This window comes from Wolbachia endosymbiont (group A) of Dendrolimus pini (assembly GCF_964026835.1).
GTDB lineage: Bacteria > Pseudomonadota > Alphaproteobacteria > Rickettsiales > Anaplasmataceae > Wolbachia > Wolbachia pipientis.
The window spans coordinates 85,556-100,658 of the sequence record NZ_OZ034702.1 but is presented as its reverse complement, the minus strand read 5'-3'; the positions used below and the strand labels follow the sequence as shown (position 1 = coordinate 100,658).

Here is a 15,103-nt window from a genome sequence, read left to right as displayed (position 1 = left end):
AATCTCGATAATGACAAGTTGGCCATTTCAAGAAGCAGAAAAAATATTGCAAGAGTTTCCTAATAAAAAAGAAATAATATTTGAAACTGGTTATGGACCCTCTGGTTTACCCCACATAGGAACCTTTGGAGAGGTTTTCCGCACTACAGTTGTTGTAAATGCATTAAAAAAAATAGCTCCTGGTATAAAAACCAAAATCATTGCAGTGTCAGATGATATGGATGGTTTGCGAAAAATACCAGATAATGTGCCAAATCAAGAGATGCTAAGAGAGCACTTAAATAAACCATTGACTATGATACCTGATCCATTTGGCACTCATCAGAGTTATGGTCATCACATGAATTCATTGTTGTGTAAATTTCTTGATTTGTTTGAATTTGAATACGAGTTCAGGAGTGCAACAGAGTGTTATAAATCTGGCGTTTACGATGAAAAACTTTTACTACTGCTGAAAAATTATGATAAAGTGATGGACGTAATGCTTCCATCATTTCGGGAAGAAAGGCAGCAGACTTATAGTCCATTCTTGCCAATATGCCCAAAAACTTCTCAAGTTTTACAAGTTCCAGTAATTGAAACAAATACAGATAAAGGAACAATCACGTATGAAGACCCAAACGGGGAAAAAATAGAAGTTCCGGTAACAAAAGGAAAATGTAAACTGCAATGGAAACCTGATTGGGGAATGAGGTGGGCCGCATTTGGAGTAAATTACGAAGCTCACGGAAAAGATTTAACTCCATCTGCTGTGCTTTCAAGTCAAATATGTGAAATACTTGGAGAAAAGCCACCACTTCTGTTTTGCTACGAGCTTTTCCTTGATAAAGAAGGAAAGAAAATATCAAAATCAAAAGGAAATGGCATTTCAATTGAAGAGTGGCTAACTTACGCACCAACAGAGAGCTTAGCATTGTACATTTTTCAGAGTCCTAAAAAAGCTAAACGTTTATATTTTGATGTGATACCAAAATCAACTGATGAATATTTAGAATTTGTAAAGCGTTATCATGAGAACAAAGAAAAGGATATAAATAATCCTGCTTGGCACATTCACCAGGGCAATGTTCCCAGTATAGAAACTTCAGGCATAAATTTCTCACTACTTTTAAACCTAGCAGCAGCTTGTAATGCTGAAAACAAAGAGATCCTATGGGGTTTTATATCCTCTTATGCACCAAACGTTACACCAGAAAATAATAAAATGCTTGATAGACTTTCAGACTTCGCAGTAAAGTATTATCACGATTTTATCAAGCCAACAAAATCATATAAAACTCCAAATGAAAAAGAAAAAGCAGCGTTACTAGATTTGAAGGACACTTTACATTCTCTATCTACAACTGCTACTGCTGAAGAAATTCAATCTCAGGTATTTTCTATTGGAAAAAAATATGATTACACCAACTTACGTGACTGGTTTCAGCTATTATATGAAACGTTACTTGGCCAAAAAACCGGTCCAAGAATGGGATCTTTCATAAAGCTTTACGGAATAGGTAATACGCTTTCTCTCATAGAAAGCGCTACTAAATGTATACTTTAGAGTTTACCTCCTTTCATTTGAGCTCTTTAGTTTTAATAAGAATTCCTTGACAAACTCCGCTAGCCCCCTTATCATGAAACTGAAGCTATTGTATTTGCTTTCGCCAATCTGCAGATTAAAAGGTAAGGATTACTTAATGTATCGGCGTCTTATGTTCAATTTTTTGCAGTATATAGATACTGTATGTCTTTACAAAACTTCATCTACATCTAGATTTTTATCTAAATAAGCTGAACGCGCTTATAAAGCGTTACAAGACATCAAAAAATGCCAATACTCGACAGAGATAGTAAAAGACTAGCTAACTCGGGGATTCTTTGTCTTTTTTTCTGCTTAGTAAATTTCTTAAACATTTGCAGCGTAAGTTAGTTGCAATTAAAAGCAGCTGAATTTCGCTTGTCAAGCGTTTAAAACATAAAAAACGCCAATATTTTAAAGCGGATAATAACCACGGGGCTTCTTTTGCCTTTTTTTTCATTTGGTAAATTTCTTAATGTTTATGGCTGAACGACAACCGTCATCCCGCAGCGGGATCTCTTGTTAGCGGCTGAGATACCGTGAATGAATCGCGGTATGACGGTTCGCGGCGGCATGACGATAAGGTTTATACCTTGTCATCCCAGTGCTTGACACTGGGATCCAGCTTTCTTTATAAATTCACCAAAAGTGCTTCATTCTATAACGCAAAACCCATACTCACCAAATCCAATGCATTACTTGCAATTAAGTTTCCTGGATCCCAGTGTCTGGGCACTGGGATGACACCATCATAAAGGAATCAGTGTCAGCTACTTTCATGACACCATTCTTTTTCCTGGATCCAAGTAGTCGAGCTACTTGGATGACAGCTAGCCTGACAACCGTCATCCCGCTACCTGTTAGCGGGATCTATGCTAAGAGATACCGCGAATGAATCGCGGTATGACGGTTTGCAACGGTATGACGGTTCGCGGCGGCATAGTAATTCGTCATCCCGCTGCTTGTTAGCGGGATCTCTTGTTAGCGGCTAAGAGATACCGCGAATGAATCGCGGTATGACGGTGTAGACGATGGTTAAGTATCCCGCTGCTTGTTAGCGCCGCGGCGGTATGACGGTTCGTGGTGGTATGACGTAGAGTGCTTAGAAGCTGTTATTTTGCTATAAATGGCTGTAATGGCATCATCTATTTTATTGCTATCACAGCCTGTTTGTGCAAGTTCAGCATTCCCACCACAGTTCTTTTCAACTGCTATGGATATTAGTTCTTTTGCGCTAATCTTATTGATTAAGTCTTTACTTACTTTAATAATCAAGACTGTTTTATCTTTTTCTGTTGCCGTGAAAGCTATTATCGTTTTTGGTTTTTGTTGCTGCAAAACAAACTCTCTTATTATATTCGCTGGAATATTGGTAAAAGCATGACTTACAAAATTTATTCCATTTATTTCAGTACTTTTTATGCTCTCTGCGCTTATAAGTTTTTTATATAAATTTTTTATTTTAGCTTCAGATTCTTTGCGCTCTTGATTTAAAATATTTAATCGGTTTATTATTTCACTTGCTGGCGCTTTTACGAATTCTGCAACTTTTTTTAAGTTAATTTCATTATCACGTACATAATTGATTGCTTCTTGACCAGTTAAAGCTTCAATTCTTCTCACTCCAAAAGCAACAGAACTTTCTGTTACTATCTTAAATAAACCAATTTCTCCAGTATGTTCAACGTGTGTGCCACCACACAGTTCTCTTGAATCTCCAATCTTCACTACTCTTACTTGGTTGCCATATTTTTCACCGAATAACGCCATAGCTCCTTCGTCTATTGCCTGATTCATGCTCTGAATTTTTGTAGATGTAGAAAGGTTTTCTCTGATTAGAGAGTTTACCATATCTTCTACTAAGAATAGCTGATCCTGAGTAACTTGAGTGTTATGACTAAAGTCAAATCGTAACTTATCCGGTGCAACTAGGGAACCTTTTTGAGTGACATGGTCACCTAGAATTTTTCTGAGTGTAAAGTGCAGAAGATGTGTAGCTGAATGATTTCTTCTTAAGGTTTGCCTTCTTTCCTTGTCAATGCTTGCTGCAACTGTGTTACCTTTACAAATTGAACCGAACTTAACTATGCATCTGTGCAAATATAGGTCATTAACCTTATTGGTATTCTCGACTATAATAATACTTCTATCAGATTTGATCAGACTGCCAGTATCTCCCACTTGTCCACCTGACTCGCCATAAAAAGGTGTTTTATCAAGTATAATGGTTATCTTTTCTCCCTCCTTTGCAGAATCAATTACTTCATTTTTAGAGGAAACTATAGCTAGTATTTTCGCATCACTTACTTCATTGAACTCATAACCAACAAATTTTGTTTTGCCAAATTTATTGATCAAATCAAACCATACTTGCTCAACAGATTTTTCACCAGATCCAGCCCATTTAGCACGTGCTCTCTCTTTTTGTTCTCCCATTGCATCATCAAAACCCTTCTGGTCAAAATTTATTTTTTTCTCTTTTAAAATATCAAGTGTAATATCCAAAGGAAATCCGTAGGTGTCATATAGCTTAAACGCTGATTCTCCAGGCAAAGTATCGCCCGATTTTAAATCTGTAGTGAATTTCTCCAGGAGATTGATACCTTTCATCAAAGTGTCTTTAAAGTTTTCTTCCTCTGATTTTAACGTCGTTTCTATTAAGCTTTTAGCTCTGACTAATTCAGCTCCCATATAAGCCGAACTCGTGCTATCTATCAACACTGGAAAAATACGATGGAGTAGGGAATCATTATATCCAAGCAGGTGAATATAACGTGTGGCTCTCCTAATTAATCTGCGTAATACGTAATTCCTGCCCTCATTTCCAGGAAGCACTCCTTCTGCGATGAGAAATGCAGCCGCGCGAAGATGATCTGCTATGATCTTATGCGCTATTTTATTTTCCGTTCTTCCACAGTACTCTTGTGATTTACTTATCAGAGCAGAAAATAGATCAATATCATAGTTATCATGGACGTTTTGCATAACAGCCGCTATTCTTTCAAGGCCCATTCCAGTATCGATGCATTTTTTTGGCAATTTGTGTAAATTACCTTCTTCATCTTTGTTAAACTCCATGAATACCAGATTCCAGATTTCAACAATTCTATCGCCCTCTTGTAAATTAGGACTCCCATGGTCATAAAAAATTTCAGAACATGGACCGCACGGACCAGTGCTTCCCATACTCCAAAAGTTATCATCCGTTGTAATTCTTATGATTTTATCACTTGAAAAGCCACTTATCTTACGCCAAATCTCGTACGCCTCATCATCAGTATGGTAGACGGTTATGGATAGTCTGTTTTTATCAAGAGATAACTCTTTAGTGATAAATTCCCACGCAAATTCTATCGCAGTTTCCTTAAAGTAATCACCGAAGCTAAAATTTCCGAGCATTTCAAAAAATGTGTGATGCCGAGTTGTATAGCCAACATTTTCCAGATCATTGTGTTTACCGCCTGCTCTTAGGCACTTTTGACTTGAGACAGCACGTTTCATTTCAGTTTTTTGAGCACCAGTAAAAATATTTTTAAACTGCACCATACCAGCATTTGTGAACATGAGCGTTGGGTCATGTTCTGGAATCAAAGGAGAAGAAGAAACCTGCTCGTGGTCATTATTTACAAAAAATTTTATAAATCTTTCTCTGATTTCGTTTAGCTTCATCGTTTTTATTGAGGTTATCTATAAATAATAAGTTGTAATGGAAATAAAATCAATACCACTCTCTAGATCTCAGAACTTCTAGTGACATGCACCTTGTGGTAAGAAAAAATCAATATATTCACGATAAATTTACCTCATATCTGTGTTTTATATGTGGAAATTGGAATGGAAATTTATGTAGGCAAAGAAAAAAGAATAGCAAATGTGGTGACTCAACACTGGAATGACATAAAAGGATCAGACAGAGATTGGCCAGAAAGGCATGAAATAGACACTGCAGAAATAATGGAATCATGGCAGCATTGTTTTGTCATTGAAGTCAAGGATCAAGGTTATATTTGTGAAAATGCAGGAGAAAAGGCTGTTGAATTCTATGGTTTTGAGAAAAAGACGCGCATTGATAATAAGTATGCAATTGATGCACCATTTTTGCGACTATATAAAATAGATGCAGTTATTGATAAACTTGATACTGTAATAGAGAGTAAATGCCCGATCAATGAAGAGGAAGAAAGTGAAAGTGTTAAAATGAGGCAAGTATTGCTGCCACTTGGGAATAAAGAAGGTATAACACACATATTGGGCGTAATTACTTTTAAACTCCTTTAATATACAATTTTAATTTGATTCTTTAATAAAATTATTTATACTAATGCTTAATTACTATTAAAGAACTCAATAGTAGTGCTTGTAAATTTATTTGGAATATGAAGAAAATAAAATTAAAAACCAAATCTTCTGTGAAAAAGCGCTTTCACCTTACAGCTAAGGGTAAAGTTATTTCTACTCAGTCAGGCAAAAGGCATGGCATGGTAAAGAGAAGTAAATCTAATATTCGTAATCAGCGCGGTACAACGATTCTTGGTAAATCTGACTCGCGTATAGTTAAGCTTCATATGCCTTACGGTATTTAACAAAATGGAGGTAAAATAAAATGGCTCGGGTAAAACGTGGAGTCACTACTCACGCTCGTCATAAAAAAATATTGAAACTGGCAAAGGGTTATAGAGGGCGCGCAAAAAGTTGTTATAGAATTGCATTACAAAGAGTTGAAAAAGCACTGCAATATGCTTATAGAGACAGAAGAAATCGTAAACGTGATTTTCGTGGTTTATGGATAATACGTATTAATGCAGCAGTAAGAGAGCATGGGCTTACTTATGGTAGGTTTATGCATGGTCTTACACTTGCCGGCATTGATTTAAATAGAAAGATTCTTGCTGAGATGGCCGTTAATTATAAGGATGATTTTGCCAAATTAGTAGAAGCTGTAAGTGGTAAATTAGCAGAGAATTCTTAAAGCAAAGACACCATGAGAATTATTTTCATGGGATCACCAGGATTTGCTGTTAATTCTCTGAGCTTGTTACTGAAATCAAAGAGCGAAGTGGTGGCAGTATACACCAAGGCTCCAAAACCTTCGGGGCGTGGACAGAAGCCAACGAAATCTCCAGTACATGTTATCGCTGAAGAAAGTAACATAGAGGTATGTACTCCTATCTCTCTAAAGTTTTCGGCAGAGCAAGAAAAATTTAGAAATTTCAAACCAGACGTTGCAGTTGTAGCCGCGTATGGGTTGATACTTCCAAGAGAAATTTTGAATATTCCAAAATATGGTTGTATTAATATTCATCCTTCATTACTACCAAGGTGGCGTGGTGCAGCCCCGATACAGCACACAATTTTAGCAGGAGATCAAGAAACCGGGGTTAGCATTATGCAATTGGATGAAGGATTAGATTCCGGCCCTATTTTAAAACAGGAAAAATTTCTTATCGAAAAGAACGATAATTACAAGACATTGCATGATAAATTGTCTGAATTAGGCAGTGATTTACTGCTTGAGGTGTTAAATGAAATTGAAAAACAGGTTCCTATAGAGCAGAGCGATAATGATGCATGTTACGCTAACAAAGTGGAAGACTATAAAATTTATGCAAGTGATGCTTGTGAAGTTGCTTATAGAAAGGTTAAAGCGTTTTACCCAAAAGCATTCATTAAGATAGAAAATAAACGTATCAGGATACTTGATGCTGACTTTGAAGCTCTCGCTTCAGAACAAGGTAAGATTGTTAACGATAATATGCACATAAGTTTAAAAGGTGGCACTTTAATTCCTAAAGTTGTACAAATGGAAGGGAGAAATCCTTGCAGTATTGAAGATTTTATTCGTGGCTTGAAATCAAGCATGGTAAAAAAATTTATAGAATAGACTGCTTTAAATTAGTGTAGAAATGTAATAGCTAAATTTCCTTTTCTTAGATATAATCTTAAAAAACTTTCCATATAAAAATGAAAATAAAAAGAGCTTTAATATCAGTATACGATAAAACGAATATAATTGATCTTGCATCGTTTTTAACGCAGCAACAAATAGAAATTCTTTCAACGGGCAATACTTATAAAGTGCTATCTAGTGCAGGAATAAAAACACAAGAGGTCTCAGATTACACACAATTTCCAGAGATACTGGGTGGTAGAGTGAAAACTTTACACCCTAAAATTCATGGAGGAATACTTTATGATCGAGAAAAGCATAAAAAGGAAGTGCAAGATCTAGGTATTGAGCCAATAGACCTGCTTATAACTAACCTATACCCATTTTGGGAGACGGTGAATAGCGATTCAAGTGAGGAGCAAATTATAGAACAAATTGATATCGGCGGGGTGGCGTTAATTAGAGCCGCAGCAAAAAATTTTCATTTTACTTCAGTTATTTCTAGCATTCAAGACTATGAAGCACTGAAAGCTGAGATGATAGAAAATAACAATAAAACAACATTGGAATATAGAAAACACTTAGCAACCAAAGCATTTGCTCTCACTGCACACTACGATTCTAATATTCACAGTTGGTTTTTATCCCAGAGTAAAAATAATGAGTTACCAGAGTTTTTTGCTCTATACGGGCATAAAGTACAAGAACTCAGGTATGGTGAAAATCCCCATCAAAAAGCTGCATTTTATAGTAATCAATTTACAGAATATCCGTTGGAAAAACTACATGGAAAAGAGTTGAGTTATAATAATACAGTAGATATAGAATCCGCACTTAACATAACTTCTGAATTCGAAGAACCTGCAGCAGTGATAATCAAGCATAATAACCCATGTGGCGCTGCTATTGGTAATAATGCTTTGGAGGCATATGAAAAAGCTCTATCGTGCGATGAAGTAAGCAGTTTTGGTGGTATAGCTGCCTTAAACCGGGAGATAGATTTAAAGCTAGCAGAAAAATTAAACGAGATATTTTTGGAAGTAGTGATAGCACCATCGGTAAACAATGAGGCACTAAAAATTTTACAAAGAAAGAAAAATTTAAGAGTGATTATTCATAAATCTTTTCAACAAAATGTGAAATACCAAACTAAAAATGTTGTTGGTGGGTTTTTGGTGCAAGAAAATAATGACCACACAATAAAAGCAGAACAAGTAACAGAATGCACTGCAACAGAAAAAGAAAAGGAAGATCTTATTTTTGCCTGGAAAATATGTAAACATGTGAAATCCAACGCAATAGTTATAGCAAAAGATGGTTGTGCTATTGGCATCGGCGCAGGGCAAACAAGCAGAATAGATAGTGTGAACATTGCAGTGAAAAAAGCAGGTGAAAAATGTAAAGGTGCAGTGCTTGCTTCAGATGCATTTTTTCCATTCCCAGATAGCATAGTAGAAAGTGCAAAACATGGAATTACAGCTATAATTCAGCCCGGCGGCTCGCTGAAAGATCAAGATGTAATAGCAACCGCAAATGAAAATAAAATTGCCATGTTTTTCACTGGCGTTCGCAGTTTTTTCCATTAGGCTTTGTGTCTTATCGTCATACCGCCACAAACCGTCATACCGCGATTCATTCGCGGTATCTCTCAACATAGATCCCGCTAGCGGGATGACAAATATACCGCCGCGGCGCTAACAAGAGATCCCGCTAACAAGCAGCGGGATGACGGCTGTCGCTTAGCCACAAACGTTAAAAAATTTACCAAATAAAAAAAAAGGCAAAGAAGCCCCGTGGTGCGAGTTTTGACCCTCTAATACTTTAAATTGGCGCTGTAATAATGTGCTAACGCTTAAAATAAGCGCGATTTGGCTGAATGTAGAAAAAATTAAAAAGACATGCAGCCGCTATAATTTTATGTAATCCGCCAATAGATACTCCAAGTTTTTTACTGAATTTTTGTTATTGAACCCGCGCGGATCAAAAACAAGTTTTGAGTCAGAAACACCCTTAATACTACAATAAGGGGGCTGGCGGAGTTTGTCAAGTAAGTTTTTTCGTTTCTGTGACCAGTTGGACTTAAAGTCTACACAAAAAACGTTTACAACCAACGTTCAACATGGTAAATTAAAAACGGTTTATTCCTCGGTAGCTCAGTGGTAGAGCAGTTGGCTGTTAACCAATTGGTCGCTGGTTCGAATCCGGCCCGGGGAGCGTTTCTCTGTGAAATTCTAGTGTTGATTTTATATGAACATTAAATCAGTGGTTTTATGTATACTAGATGGCTGGGGAAATGGAATAGAGAATAATAAATACAACGCTATCAGCAACGCAAATCCACCCTGTTGGCAATATATTAGCTCTAATTATCCAAAATGCAGTTTATCCGCCTGTGGAGCTGATGTGGGGTTACCTGGTGGTCAAATAGGTAATTCAGAAGTTGGCCACATGAATATTGGCAGTGGTAGAGTAGTAATGCAAAGCCTTCAGCGCATTAATCAAGAAATTGGAACAATAGAAAACAATGCAAATCTACAAAGTTTTATTAGTAATCTAAAAAGTAAGAACGGAGTATGCCATATAATGGGATTAGTGTCAGATGGCGGTGTTCATTCGCATCAAAAGCATATTTCAACTTTAGCAAATAAAATATCACAGCATGGAATAAAAGTGGTGATACATGCATTTTTAGATGGCAGAGACACATTGCCAAATTCAGGAAAAAAATGCATTCAAGAATTTACAAAGAGTATAAAGGGAAATGACACAAGAATTGCTACTGTTTCTGGGCGTTACTATGCTATGGACCGTGACAACAGGTGGAAGAGAACAATCGAAGCTTATGAGGCTATCGCATTTGCAAAGGCACCTTGTCATGATAATGCAGTATCGTTGATTGAGAATAACTATCAAAATAACATAACTGATGAGTTTATCAGGCCCGCAGTAATAGGTGATTATCAAGGTATAAAACCAGAAGATGGAGTGCTGTTGGCTAACTTTCGTGCTGATCGAATGATACAATTAGCAAGTATTTTGCTTGGCAAAACAGATTACGCTAAGGTAGCAAAATTCTCTTCAATTTTAAGTATGATGAAGTATAAAGAAGATCTCAAAATTCCTTATATTTTTCCTCCTACTTCTTTCGCTGATACTCTAGGACAAACAATAGAAGACAATAAATTACGACAATTACGTATCGCCGAAACCGAGAAATACGCTCATGTGACTTTCTTTTTCAATTGTGGAAAAGAAGAACCTTTCTCTGGTGAAGAAAGAATACTCATTCCCTCACCAAAAGTTCAAACTTACGATTTGCAGCCCGAAATGTCAGCCTTCGAGCTCACAGAAAAGCTTGTAGAAAAAATTCACTCCCAAGAATTCGCACTGATAGTTGTAAATTACGCTAATCCTGATATGGTAGGACATACAGGTAATATAAAAGCAGCCGAGAAAGCTGTGCTAGCTGTAGATGATTGTCTTGCAAAAGTGCTGAGTGCTGTTAAAAAGTCAAGCAACACCGCGTTAATTGTCACTGCAGACCATGGTAATGTGGAATGTATGTTCGATGAAGAAAATAATACACCTCATACAGCACACACTCTAAATAAAGTGCCATTTATTGTGTCTTGCAATAATCTAAAACTAAGAGACGGAAGGTTATCTGACATTGCCCCTACTATTTTACAGCTACTTGGAATTAAAAAACCAAACGAAATGACAGGCAGTTCGTTGATTTCTTGCATTACCCTCTGTCATTCCAGCTAGGCAGCGTTATGCACCGGAATGACATCAAATAGATGTGTTTTAACTTAATCCAACTTTTAAATTTTTCGCTGTTAGTACTAATGATTCATTAAAGAAGCTGTCAATATCACCAATACTATCTATATTTTTTGTACTGATAGATTGGTCAATTCTTTTGACCAAATTAGATAAAACTTTATTAGGGCCAATTTCAACAAATTTGTTAATGCCACGGCTTGACATATACAAAACCATTTCTCTCCATTTCACTCTGCTTACAACTTGCTTGGCGAGTAAAGTTTTTATAACTTTGGGATCACTCTCCTCTTTAGCTGTAACATTTGATATCAAAGGAACTATAGGACGGGTTATTTTAATACCCTTCAAAAACTCCAAAACTTTTTCATCAGCAGGTTTCATAAGAGATGAATGAAAAGGCCCACTAACCTGTAATTTAATTAGTTTCCTCACACTCGAGTTTTTGAATAAATCGGGTAACATTTCAAGAGCTTCTCTAGTGCCACTTATAACCACTTGTCCGCCACCGTTATCGTTTGCAATTTCACAAATTCCGTCAATTTGAACTGATTTCAATATATCTTCCACTTCATTTATCTCTGCTCCAAGCAACGCAACCATTCCGCCTTTACATTTCAGTGAAGCTTCATGCATTGCTTCGCTGCGAACTTTCAGCAGCTTGATTGCAGACTCAAGCGTTAACGCTCCTGCAGCACACAGCGCTGTATATTCGCCAACTGAATGCCCACAAACATATTTAACATTGTGATCAGTGAAAAGAGATTTGCCAAACACATGCTCCATAACACGTAGCATTGCAATTGATACTGCCATTATAGCTGGCTGAGCGTTTTCTGTAATGGTTAATTCTTCAATAGGACCGTTGAAGATTAAATGAGACAGCTTTCTATCCAATATGCTATCTACTTCATTAAATACTTGTCTTGCAACGGAAAACTCACTATATAAGCTCTTTCCCATTCCTACAAACTGAGAGCCCTGACCAGGGAAAGCGAAAATCATGATAATTATTACTTATTCCTTATTAAGTATAAGATTTTATTTATTTTTTGTCAATATTTTAGAATAATGATTGACTTAGTGAATTAAGTTCACTAGAATGTTAACTGACTAAAAGTTTATAAACAACAATGAATTATCATAAAATTATTATAGTTATGACAGACGGTCAAGAGTTTGAAACTCGTTCCACTTATGGAAAGGAGGGAGATAGGGTAAAACTTGATAGAGATCCTCTTACTCACCCTGCATGGACTGGAAGTTTGACAAGCGGGTTAGCAAGTAAAACTAGCAAATTAGCTAAGTTTAACGATAAATATGGAAGCATTTTCTAATTCTCCTCCTCTTTAAGTTTTAGAGAGTTTACTGAAGCATGCATAAATACAAAAATATAGGCTATGTTGCTTCTCCATCACCAAAATCGCAGGAAGTATCTAAACTATTAAAGAAACTTAATTTTATCAATATAACAGAAGAAAATAAGTCCGAAATCGATCTATTGATAGTTGTTGGCGGTGATGGCTTTATGCTACGCACTTTGCACAATTACGTCATAGAAAATAAAAACATGCATGTGTATGGGATAAACACTGGCAATGTTGGGTTTTTGATGAATAAATGCTTTAGCTGCAGTGAAGATTTAATTGATCATATAGAGCATGCAACTTCAACTCAGTTAACTTTGCTAAAAATGGAAGCAACAGACACAAGTGGCAAGAGATATCATTACATAGCAGTAAACGAAGTATACGTTTTTAGAAAAGCGAACCAAATAGTAGAGATGAATATTACTATTAATGATAAGCTAAAAGTAGAAAAATTTAGAGGGGACGGAGTAATATTATCTACCCCCACAGGCAGCACTGCATACAACTTCTCTGCCGGTGGCCCAATCTTGCCGCTAAATTCAAATTTACTTGCATTAACCTCCATCAATAGCTATTACCCAAGGCATTGGAATGGAGCGCTAATTTCAAATGATACGATCGTACAAATTGACATTAACGACACAAAAAACCGTCCAGCACTTGTAGTATCAGATTACAAGGAGTTTCATAATATATCACAGATAAAAATACAAAAAGACCACGAAAACACAATAACTTTGCTTTTTGACAAAGATTACCCTCTGAATGAAAGAATCTTTGATAGACAATTTCTATACTAATAATTATCCGTAAATTGGTATTTACTATATCTTAATAACTATAGCGTAATCAATGCAGCATAGTAATTAACTTTGGAGTGAATATGCATGGGTCAGTCGAAAAATCAACAGTAAAATTAACTTCTTACGAACAAACAGGTGACAATAGCAAGATAACACTAAAAGATCCACCATCGCCTGAAGAAGCAGGAAATGCTATCTCAAGTGTACTGAATGTAGTACCACGTGTGCAGGGAATGTCACATGAAGAATCAGATGATGAGGAAGTGGATCCTACTTATGCATCTGTAAATCGACAAAAAGATGGTGATGGAGCACCACCGATTTTGCCAAAAGCTCCAGGTTTACAAGACAAAGAAGACAAAAATTTGTTTGGTCTTAGTACTGAAGTACTACCTCCTTCCCTAGAAGAAACAAAAGGTGAGACTCATGATTGGGTATCACAAACAGCAAGTTTAGGTTTAGAAGGATTATCTGGTAATGGATCAGAAGAACATATTTATGCAGTTATAAACCCAAATACAAAATCTTCGAAAAAGAGTTTAGACAGTGAAATAGGTGGTCAAAACTCAAAAGATGATTTAGGTGCGTCTTCAAATACTTTACCATCGTATAAAAGCAAAGATGACTCTGAAGAGTCTTTGTCACTAAATTCTGATATAGGTAGCACAACAAATAAAAAAACAAACAGATTCTTGCCAAGAGCAAAATATGCCATGCAGCAGAAGGGCTTTATAATTTTTACTGCAAGTGCTATTATACTCAGTATATCTGCAGCTTTATTATATTTACAAGATAAAGCAAAATTTATTGCATTTTTTACAAACAGCCCAAAATATATCACTATACCAGTTATCGTACTTGCTGCATTGCTTGCAATTGGTCCAATATTTTTTGCAACAAGGCAATTTATAGATACTGAAGAACATTCCATTCAAAAAAAAGATGCGGATAAAATTTTAGCTGAGGTGTTGGAGCACCAGCCAAAAGATAAAGCTATAAAATCTGTAAGACTGGAATATAGCAATGGCACTCATTCAAATTTTGTACTTAATGCTTGGGAAGCTAAACAAGGCTTCACTAACATTGACGAAAAAGTAATTACTAGAACTAATAAAATAAAATCAGTAATTAACGACAGACCAATATTTACTGCATTATTTACTGGTGTAGTTGCTGCAAATATAGCGTTTCCTCTAGGGCTACTTGCAACACATGGTGTTAATGGTGTACAAAAATTTTACCAAAACCCTTTGACTAATAACATAGGATTATCATTACTTATAGGTTCTGGTATACTTGCATTATCAATTATATGTCTTGGCGTGCATTATTATAGAAAAACAAATTGCACTAACCTTATATATTCTGAAGAAGAGATTGATCCTAAAGATGTTAATGGGAAATTCATTGAGGAAATAAAACGAGAAAGAACAAATGTTCTTGGGGAAAATCACAGTAAAGACGCTAAACGCAGCAGCTTAACGCTTGAGCAAGTTGTGGTTCAATCTCATAATTGTAAGGATATTGTTTATAGTGTCGGTTAATAAAATGCATGATATAGCTAGTGCAGCCCTACGTCATACCGCTGCAGACCGTCATACCGCGATTCATTCGCGGTATCTCTAGATCCCGCTAACACGTAGCGGGATGACGATTGTCAGGGTAGCACCTCCCTCCCCTGTCATCCAAGTAGCTG

13 protein-coding genes and 1 tRNA gene are annotated in these 15,103 nt (G+C 36.3%); 12 read left to right on the top strand and 2 right to left on the bottom strand.

What is annotated here, in order from left to right:
* The first annotated feature begins 10 nt into the window (after window positions 1–10).
* Both AAGD66_RS00475 and AAGD66_RS06965 read left to right on the top strand, forming a co-directional pair.
* Window positions 11–1,546 carry a lysine--tRNA ligase gene (locus AAGD66_RS00475; RefSeq protein WP_264723982.1) on the top strand — a complete coding sequence of 512 codons (1,536 nt, stop codon included), beginning with the start codon at window positions 11–13 and terminating at the stop codon, window positions 1,544–1,546.
* A gap of 557 nt (window positions 1,547–2,103) precedes the next feature.
* Window positions 2,104–2,319, top strand: a complete 216-nt coding sequence (locus AAGD66_RS06965) for a hypothetical protein (protein ID WP_410529741.1) — start codon at window positions 2,104–2,106, stop codon at window positions 2,317–2,319.
* Between the two features lie 280 nt (window positions 2,320–2,599).
* Here the strand turns inward: AAGD66_RS06965 and alaS are convergent, their stop codons facing one another.
* Complete coding sequence (gene alaS, locus AAGD66_RS00465) at window positions 2,600–5,233, bottom strand: alanine--tRNA ligase (RefSeq protein ID WP_264723983.1); 2,634 nt, start codon at window positions 5,231–5,233, stop codon at window positions 2,600–2,602.
* Between the two features lie 165 nt (window positions 5,234–5,398).
* On the opposite strand from alaS, the gene AAGD66_RS00460 reads away from it, so the two are divergent.
* From AAGD66_RS00460 to gpmI, 7 genes are all read left to right on the top strand, one after another.
* On the top strand, window positions 5,399–5,842 hold the full coding sequence (locus AAGD66_RS00460) for a PAS domain-containing protein (RefSeq protein WP_010962890.1): 444 nt from the start codon (window positions 5,399–5,401) through the stop codon (window positions 5,840–5,842).
* Window positions 5,843–5,940: 98 nt separating this feature from the next.
* Entirely contained in the window at window positions 5,941–6,147 is a 207-nt protein-coding gene (gene rpmI, locus AAGD66_RS00455) for a 50S ribosomal protein L35 (protein WP_007548610.1), read from the top strand.
* A gap of 20 nt (window positions 6,148–6,167) precedes the next feature.
* Window positions 6,168–6,533, top strand: coding sequence for a 50S ribosomal protein L20 (gene rplT / locus AAGD66_RS00450; RefSeq protein ID WP_015589254.1), 366 nt, complete (start codon window positions 6,168–6,170; stop codon window positions 6,531–6,533).
* A gap of 12 nt (window positions 6,534–6,545) precedes the next feature.
* Window positions 6,546–7,445, top strand: a complete 900-nt coding sequence (fmt, locus tag AAGD66_RS00445; protein ID WP_264723984.1) for a methionyl-tRNA formyltransferase — start codon at window positions 6,546–6,548, stop codon at window positions 7,443–7,445.
* 80 nt (window positions 7,446–7,525) lie between these two features.
* The gene (purH, locus tag AAGD66_RS00440) at window positions 7,526–9,037 is read left to right on the top strand and encodes a bifunctional phosphoribosylaminoimidazolecarboxamide formyltransferase/IMP cyclohydrolase (protein WP_341814470.1); all 1,512 of its coding nucleotides are present in this window, start codon (window positions 7,526–7,528) and stop codon (window positions 9,035–9,037) included.
* 556 nt (window positions 9,038–9,593) lie between these two features.
* Window positions 9,594–9,665, top strand: a tRNA-Asn gene (locus AAGD66_RS00435).
* Between the two features lie 33 nt (window positions 9,666–9,698).
* Window positions 9,699–11,219 carry a 2,3-bisphosphoglycerate-independent phosphoglycerate mutase gene (gene gpmI / locus AAGD66_RS00430; RefSeq protein ID WP_264723986.1) on the top strand — a complete coding sequence of 507 codons (1,521 nt, stop codon included), beginning with the start codon at window positions 9,699–9,701 and terminating at the stop codon, window positions 11,217–11,219.
* Window positions 11,220–11,258: 39 nt separating this feature from the next.
* On the opposite strand, the gene fabD is transcribed toward gpmI, so the two are convergent.
* Entirely contained in the window at window positions 11,259–12,239 is a 981-nt protein-coding gene (gene fabD, locus AAGD66_RS00425) for an ACP S-malonyltransferase (RefSeq protein WP_155969147.1), read from the bottom strand.
* Between the two features lie 128 nt (window positions 12,240–12,367).
* Here fabD and rpmE point away from each other — a divergent pair, with 128 nt between their 5' ends.
* From rpmE to AAGD66_RS00410, 3 genes are all read left to right on the top strand, one after another.
* A complete protein-coding gene (rpmE, locus tag AAGD66_RS00420; RefSeq protein ID WP_007548602.1) occupies window positions 12,368–12,571 on the top strand; it encodes a 50S ribosomal protein L31 in 204 nt (67 codons plus the stop codon).
* A gap of 38 nt (window positions 12,572–12,609) precedes the next feature.
* A complete protein-coding gene (locus AAGD66_RS00415) occupies window positions 12,610–13,404 on the top strand; it encodes an NAD kinase (RefSeq protein ID WP_070356930.1) in 795 nt (264 codons plus the stop codon).
* A gap of 83 nt (window positions 13,405–13,487) precedes the next feature.
* Window positions 13,488–14,951: a hypothetical protein gene (locus tag AAGD66_RS00410; RefSeq protein WP_265024470.1), complete on the top strand. Its 1,464-nt coding sequence runs from the start codon at window positions 13,488–13,490 to the stop codon at window positions 14,949–14,951.
* The last annotated feature ends 152 nt before the right edge of the window (window positions 14,952–15,103 follow it).